Annotated in this window: 1 protein-coding gene; it reads right to left on the reverse strand. The window is 41.7% G+C overall.

What is annotated here, in order from left to right:
* Positions 1–33: 33 nt before the first annotated feature.
* A complete protein-coding gene (locus AAEY57_RS19315) occupies positions 34–729 on the reverse strand; it encodes an ATP-dependent nuclease (RefSeq protein WP_350608584.1) in 696 nt (231 codons plus the stop codon).
* Between the last annotated feature and the right edge of the window lie 154 nt (positions 730–883).

Consider the following 883-nt stretch of genomic DNA (forward strand, 5'->3'; position numbering starts at 1 on the left):
TGAACCTGCTAACCACCCGCCGTCTGACTATAACTATTGTGAAAAGAAGACAGGACAACTACTCTGACACGGCGGGACACGAAGAGTATCGTAGCCGGGTAGCCTCTTCAGCATTTTCACTACATCCTTGTCTAAGTAGTTAAGGCGCTTATATGAGTCATGCAGTAAACAGATTTTATCAATGCTCAACTTATTCAATACATACGAGCTGTGAGTAGTTATGAATAGCTGCTTACAATCTCGCTGATTTTCAATATCTGCTACGAGTTTGCTCAGTTCAATATGCGACAAATGGTTTTCTGGCTCTTCCATCATCACAAGATCAATGTCTTTTGATTTGTTGTGGAGTGCCAATTTTATCTGTACTTTGCTTTGTTCACCCTTGCCAATCATATGGAATGGCACAGCATCAACCTCGAGCTGTAAGCTATTCTGCAGTGCGCCTGCTGGCATCGTATTAGCGGCAATAGTCAGTTTCTTTTCTGTGATGATGTTGCTAGAATCTAAATCCTTGTTAACTGCTTCGACCTCGTCAGTATCGTTGAAGGATTGCAGTGTCTCACGGTAGTTGAGAGATAGGCGGTTTTCTTCCTCTCTCTTAAGAGCTGTCTTCAAGATATTGGCAATATATTGATTTTTACCAAAGGTGGGATGAATGCGAGTAGGGTCGATATATAGCGCTCGAAATTGCTTATTCATCGGTTTGATGACGTTCCAAGCAAAATCCATCCATTCGACTTTATAGAATTCCACTGGAATACTAGTTATTGATGCACCTGCATCAAGGTAATCTTGATATGCATCCCTCCCCCTGTGTCAGGATAGTTGTCGCCTCTAACTTTTAATAGAGGCAGATATAATGAGACGTCGATTTACACAAGAA

The organism is Pseudoalteromonas sp. MER144-MNA-CIBAN-0113 (genome assembly GCF_040308965.1).
GTDB lineage: Bacteria > Pseudomonadota > Gammaproteobacteria > Enterobacterales > Alteromonadaceae > Pseudoalteromonas > Pseudoalteromonas tetraodonis.

What these genes read in the sequence shown, in the direction of transcription:
- AAEY57_RS19315 (WP_350608584.1), bottom strand. Translation starts at nt 729, where the DNA reads ATGGATTTTGCTTGGAACGTCATCAAACCGATGAATAAGCAATTTCGA.